This window comes from Allobosea sp. 05T422_2 (assembly GCF_056396265.1).
On the sequence record NZ_JBFTLD010000343.1, the window covers coordinates 1 to 6233 of the forward strand.

General features: G+C 64.2%; 5 protein-coding genes. 3 read left to right on the plus strand and 2 right to left on the minus strand.

Annotated features, from left to right (window positions below; translation table 11 throughout):
* Positions 1–896 (plus strand): class II fructose-bisphosphatase (gene glpX, locus AC1DJT_RS33315; protein WP_476835748.1); only part of this gene is annotated, 896 nt, incomplete at its 5' end.
* A gap of 227 nt (positions 897–1123) precedes the next feature.
* Here the strand turns inward: glpX and AC1DJT_RS33320 are convergent.
* Entirely contained in the window at positions 1124–2017 is an 894-nt protein-coding gene (locus AC1DJT_RS33320; protein WP_476835749.1) for a LysR family transcriptional regulator, read from the minus strand.
* A 120-nt stretch (positions 2018–2137) separates the two neighbouring features.
* On the opposite strand from AC1DJT_RS33320, the gene ilvD reads away from it, so the two are divergent.
* Entirely contained in the window at positions 2138–3811 is a 1674-nt protein-coding gene (ilvD, locus tag AC1DJT_RS33325; RefSeq protein ID WP_476835750.1) for a dihydroxy-acid dehydratase, read from the plus strand.
* Positions 3812–3987: 176 nt separating this feature from the next.
* A complete protein-coding gene (locus AC1DJT_RS33330; RefSeq protein ID WP_476835751.1) occupies positions 3988–4542 on the plus strand; it encodes a hypothetical protein in 555 nt (184 codons plus the stop codon).
* A 268-nt stretch (positions 4543–4810) separates the two neighbouring features.
* On the opposite strand, the gene AC1DJT_RS33335 is transcribed toward AC1DJT_RS33330, so the two are convergent.
* Positions 4811–6233: bifunctional aspartate transaminase/aspartate 4-decarboxylase (locus AC1DJT_RS33335; protein ID WP_476835752.1), on the minus strand; the 1423-nt coding region annotated here is incomplete at its 5' end.

Consider the following 6233-nt stretch of genomic DNA (forward strand, 5'->3'; position numbering starts at 1 on the left):
TGCGCGGCCATGGCAATGAGAAGGCAGCCGACCAGGCAGCGGTCGATGCCATGCGCCGCGAGCTCAACCGCCTGCCCATCGATGGCGAGATCGTCATCGGCGAGGGCGAGCGCGACGAAGCCCCGATGCTCTTCATCGGCGAGAAGGTCGGCAACCGGCACGGGCCCAAGGTCCACATCGCCGTCGATCCGCTCGAAGGCACGACGCTTTGCGCCAAGGACATGCCCGGCGCCATCGCCGTCATGGCCATGGCTGAAGCCGGCAAGCTGCTCTATGCGCCCGACGTCTACATGGACAAGATCGCGATCGGCCCCGGCTATGCGCAGGGCGTCATCGATCTCGACGCGTCGCCGACCGACAACATCCATGCGCTCGCCAAGGCCAAGGGCGTGAAGCCGCATGAGATCAGCGCACTGGTCATGGACCGTCCGCGCCATGCCAAGCTGATCGAGGAGATCCGCAAGACCGGTGCGTCTATCCGCCTGATCACCGATGGCGACGTCGCCGGCGTGATCTTCTGCACCGAGCCTGCCAAGACCGGCATCGACATCTATATGGGCATTGGCGGCGCGCCCGAGGGCGTGCTGGCGGCGGCTGCGCTGCGCTGCGTCGGCGGCCAGATGCAGGGCCGCCTGATCCTCGACACCGAGGAGAAGCGCAAGCGCGCCCATGGCATGGGCGTCCTCGATCCGAACAAGAAATATGACATGTCGGAAATGGCCTCGGGCGACGTCATCGTGTCTGCCACCGGCGTCACCGACGGCGGCATGCTGTCAGGCGTGAAGTTCGGCAAGGACGTGATTGAGACCGAGACCATCGTCTACCGCTCGATCACCGGCACCGTCCGCCGCATCTATGGCGAGCACCGCGAATTCGGCAAGTTCAAGCTCGATTGAGACGGCGAGGCCGAGCGCCCCGCCAGGACAGGATTTCGAACGACGGCCGGGCATGTCCCGGCCGTTGCTGTTCGGGGGCAGCCTGGCCGTGCCGCGGGAGCAGGCTCATCCTTGCAGGAACGGCGCCTGGACCATCGGGCCGGGTATCGTATCCGGCCCGATGATCCAGCCTTCTGTGGCTGCATCGGCTTTCCCGAAAACCGCAATCCACTTTTCAGGCCAATGCCTTAGGACGCGATCTCGAGGAAGCGCTGCAGCGTCGGCGAGGTGTTGGCCGCGCGCCAGACCAGGCCGGTTTCGATCTCCGGAGCGGAATCCTGCAGAGGCAGGTAATGCGCCCCGCGCCGGCGCAGGTTGGTCATGGATTGCGGCACCAGCGCGATTCCCATGCCGGCGGCGACGAGCCCGATGATCGTCTGCATCTGGATCGCCTCCTGATGGACGGCAAGGGGCGCGCCATGCTCGGCGAAGTAGCCCGACACGATGTCGTGGAATGCAGGCGCGATATGGCGCGGAAACAGGATGAGCGGCGCGGCCATGATCGCCTCGGCGCGCAAGGTCTCGGCGGTGAAACCCGGGCGGCGGGCCGCGATCCAGGCCTCGGGAACAGCGGCGACCAAGGGCTCACGCAGGAGCGGGCGATAATTGAGCGTGGCCTGCAGGGCCTTGCGGTCGGGGGCGATGATCATGCCGACGTCGATCTCGTCGGTCAGCACCGCCTCGATCTGGATGTCGCTGGTTGCCTCGCGCAGCGAGACCGCGACATGAGGAAAACTCTGCCGGAACCGGCTGACCATCCCGGGAAGCACGCTGTAATCGGCCGTGCTGACGAAAGCGAGGCGCAGGCTGCCGAGTTCGCCGCGCGAGAGGCGGCGGGCCGTTTCCGGCAACCCCGCGGCCTTGTCGAGAACGGCACGTGCGTGAGCAAGCCATTCCTGGCCGACGGGCGTCAGGGCGACGCTGCGCTTCGTCCGCACGAAGAGTTGCACGCCCAATTCACTCTCCAGGGCCTGGATCGACTGGCTCAGGGGCGGTTGCGTCATGCCCAGGCGCTCGGCAGCCCGGCCGAAATGCAGCTCTTCTGCGACGGAGAGGAAATGGCGGAGCTGACGGAGGTCCATKGGATCCTCTAATATGCCCTGCGACCTAATGGCGATAGAAAAGTATATTTCTCATTAGATTGGAGTGGCTCTAAAACTGCCTCGTCACCTCTGACTGCCGCCGACCGGGAGCACACGCCCATGCCCTTCAACGAACGTTCCAAGAATATCACCCAGGGCATCGCCCGCTCGCCGAACCGCGCGATGTATTACGCGCTGGGTTACGAGAAGGCCGATTTCGACAAGCCGATGATCGGCATCGCCAACGGGCATTCGACGATCACGCCGTGCAATGCCGGCCTGCAGCCGCTGGCGGACGCCGCGATCGCAGCGATCAAGGCAGCCGGCGGCAATCCGCAGGTCTTCGGCACGCCGACGATCTCGGACGGAATGTCGATGGGCACCGAGGGCATGAAATACTCCCTGGTCTCCCGCGAGGTCATTGCCGATTGCGTCGAAACCTCGGTGCAGGGCCAGTGGATGGACGGCGTGCTCGTCCTCGGCGGCTGCGACAAGAACATGCCGGGCGGCATGATCGGCATTCTGCGTGCCAATGCGCCGGCGATCTATGTCTATGGCGGCACCATCAAGCCGGGAAAATGGAAGGGTGAGRATCTGTCGATCGTCTCGGCCTTCGAGGCGGTCGGTGCCTTCATGGCCGGCAAGATGAGCCAGGAGGACTTTGACGGGATCGAGCGCAACGCCTGCCCGACGACCGGTTCCTGCGGCGGAATGTATACCGCAAACACGATGAGCTCTTCGTTCGAAGCGCTCGGCATGTCGCTGCTCTACTCCTCCAACATGGCCAATCCCGATCAGGAGAAGGTCGACAGCACCGCTGAATCGGCCCGCGTTCTGGTCGAGGCGGTGAAGAAGGGCATCAAGCCGCGCGATATCGTCACCCGCAAGTCGATCGAGAACGCGGTCGCGCTGATCATGGCGACCGGCGGTTCGACCAATGCCGTGCTGCATTATCTGGCGATCGCCCACGCCGCCGAGGTGGAGTGGACGCTGGACGATTTCGAGCGCGTTCGCCGCAAGGTTCCGGTGATCTGCGACCTCAAGCCCTCCGGCAAATACATGGCTGTCGATCTGCATCAGGCCGGCGGTGTCCCGCAGGTGCTGAAARTCCTGCTCACCGCCGGGCTCCTGCATGGCGATTGCCTGACCATCACCGGGCGCACCATGGCGGAAGAGCTGGCCGATGTGCCGGATGTGCCGCGGGCCTCGCAGGAGGTGATCCGCCCGATCAGCGGGGCGCTCTACAAGGAAGGCCACCTCGCCATCCTCAGGGGCAATCTCGCGGAGGGCGGAGCGGTTGCCAAGATCTCGGGTCTGAAGAGCCCCGTCATCAGCGGTCCTGCTCGGGTGTTCGAGGACGAACAATCGGCGATGGAGGCGATCCTTTCCGACAAGATCCGCCCCGGCGACGTTGTGGTCCTGCGCTATCTCGGGCCGAAGGGCGGGCCGGGCATGCCTGAGATGCTGGCTCCGACCTCGGCGATCATCGGCCGTGGCCTCGGCGACAGCGTCGGCCTGATCACGGATGGCCGCTTCTCCGGCGGCACCTGGGGCATGGTCGTGGGCCACGTCACGCCCGAGGCGTTCGAGGGCGGCACGATCGCGCTCGTCCACGAAGGCGACCAGATCACGATCGACGCTCACAAGCTGCTCCTGCAGCTCGATGTCGACGCGGCCGAGATCGAACGCCGGCGGTCTGCCTGGACGCAGCCGGAGCCCCGCTACAAGCGCGGCGTGCTGGCAAAATATTCGGCGCTCGCACGCTCCGCCAGCGAGGGTGCGGTGACGGGATAATTCCGAAGGAGGTTCCGAAGGAACGCCTTTGATGATGGCCGGGCTCGTCCCGGCCATTCTTCATTCAGCCTGCTCGCCGCGTATTCGTGCAATCGCTGAAACGTGTGCCGTCCGAGGGATCCCCGGCCACCTCCTTCGCGCTATGATTGTGGTGTGTTCCGTCGCGGGAGCGTGCCATGCGCCACATCCTACTTCTTGCGGCTTCAGTCCTTCCCCTTGTCACTGTCGCTGTCGACGATGCATCCGCCCAGGGACGATACGGCGGAGGGGGCTTCCATGGCGGCGGCTGGCATGGTGGCATGCGCGCCGGCGGTTGGTACGGGCGGGGCGTCGGGTTCCGGCCTGGAGKGTACGGATATCGCGGCGTCGGCTGGAGAGGCGGCTGGAACCGACCCTATATGCGGGCAGGAAACTACTGGGGCTGGCGTCGCGGCTGGGGTTACTCCCGTTACGGCTATGGCTGGGGCGCGGCCGGTCTCGTTGCCGGCACGGCGATCGCGGCCTCGGCTGCCTACCCGTATTACGGATACGACTATTCGTATCCCTACGAGTCTCCTTATGCTTACTCCTATAGCTACCCTGCCTATTCCACGCCCGTCTCGAGCGATGTCGGCGGCTATTGCGCGACGCCGGTCAGGACCTGCGCGCTGATCGACGCGGGATTGGTCGGCACGGGCTGCTCCTGCCGCGTCTCCGGTGGCCGGGCCCGGGGAACCGTGATCGGCCCTTGATCGCTGACTCGGCTGGCGCTGCGGTTCGCCGTGAGGCCCCGTCTCCGATCGGCGTTCCCGAACAGGAAAACATCACGGAATCTATCCGGACCCATCCGGCCGCATCATCCAAAACCGAACGTTGCGGTGAGGGATGATGCGGCCGATGGCCTAAAGCATCGGCCCGAAAAGTGGATTGCGGTTTTCGGGAAAGCCTATGCAAACGCAGAAGGTTAGATCATCGGACCGGATACGATATCCGGTCCGATGATTTAGCGTGCGATCGGGTTCAGGATTTCTTCTTCTTGCCTGGCTTCTTCGCGGCTGAATCCTTGGCCTTGGCTGGTTTCCCGCCCTTCTTCTTGAACTCCGCATAGAATTCGTCGGCCATGCCAAGCAAGGCGTGGCCGATCCGGGCGTATTCGAACTCGTTCAGATTGGCGAGCGAGACGCGACCTGCCGGTTGCTGCGTGCCGAAACCGCGACCGGGCAGGAGCACGATGCCGGTCTCGTCGGCGATGCGGAAGAGAAGGTCGCCGGCGCTCGCGCGATCCTTCACCCAGGCCGCGAATTCGGGGCCGTGCAGCTTGCGCGCGATGTCTTCGAGATCGAGCAAGGTGTAGTAGTCGACGGCATTCGGCCCGGTTTCAGGCGGAAGCCCGAGCTCGCGGTAGAGCGCCGCTTCGCGCCGCCTGATCAGCGTCTTGAGTTCGGTCTTGTAGTTATCGCCCTCGTCCATCAGCGCGAAGAGCGAGAACAGCACCATCTGCACCTGCTGCGGCGTCGACAGGCCGGCCGTGTGGTTGAGTGCAACGGTGCGGCTGTCGGCGACGAGCCGATCGATGAACTTGAACGAACGCACATCGGGAAGCAGCGAGCCGTAGCGCTTGTCGAGCACGACCTTGGTGGACTCTGGCAAGGCTGCGAGCTGATCGTCGAAGATGTTCTGTTTGTGCGTCGCGATCACGCCGAGCCGCCAGCCGGTCGCACCGAAATATTTCGAGAACGAGTAGACCAGCATGGTGTTCTGCGGGCAGATCGCAAAGAGCGAGCGGAAATTATCGGCGAAGGTCCCATAGACATCGTCGGTGAGGATGGTGAGGTCGGGCCGGTGATCCCGAACAATGCGCGCGACCGTATCCAGGCTGCGGTCGTCCATCTTGACGGAAGGCGGGTTGCTCGGGTTGACGCAGAAGAACACCTTGATCGCCGGGTCCTTGAGCTTCTCGAGCTCCTTGTCCGGGTATTGCCAGTCCTGCTTGGGGTCGGCGTTGATCGCGACTTCTTCCAGCCCGTATTCGTCGAGTTCCGGGATCTCGATATAGGGTGTGAACACGGGCAGGCCGATGGCGACCTTGTCGCCGCGCTTGAGCAGGCCGTTCTGCTTCAGCGTGTTGAAGATATAGGTCATCGCGGCGGTTCCGCCTTCGACGGCAAAGAGATCGATGCTCGCCGCCGGCAGGAAGCCGCCGATCATCTCCTTGACGATGTATTGCCGGACGATGTCCTCGCTGACCTTCAGCATCCGCGGCGGCACGGGGTAATTGCTGCCCAGGATGCCTTCGACCATCTCATGCAGGAAATCCGAGGCTGAAAGACCGAGCTGGTCGCGGACATAGCTCAGCGCGCGCCCGAGGAAGACGACGCCCTGCTGATCGCGATGCTCGGCCGTGAAGCGCTCGAAGCGGCCCTCGATGCCCGCGATCTTGGGC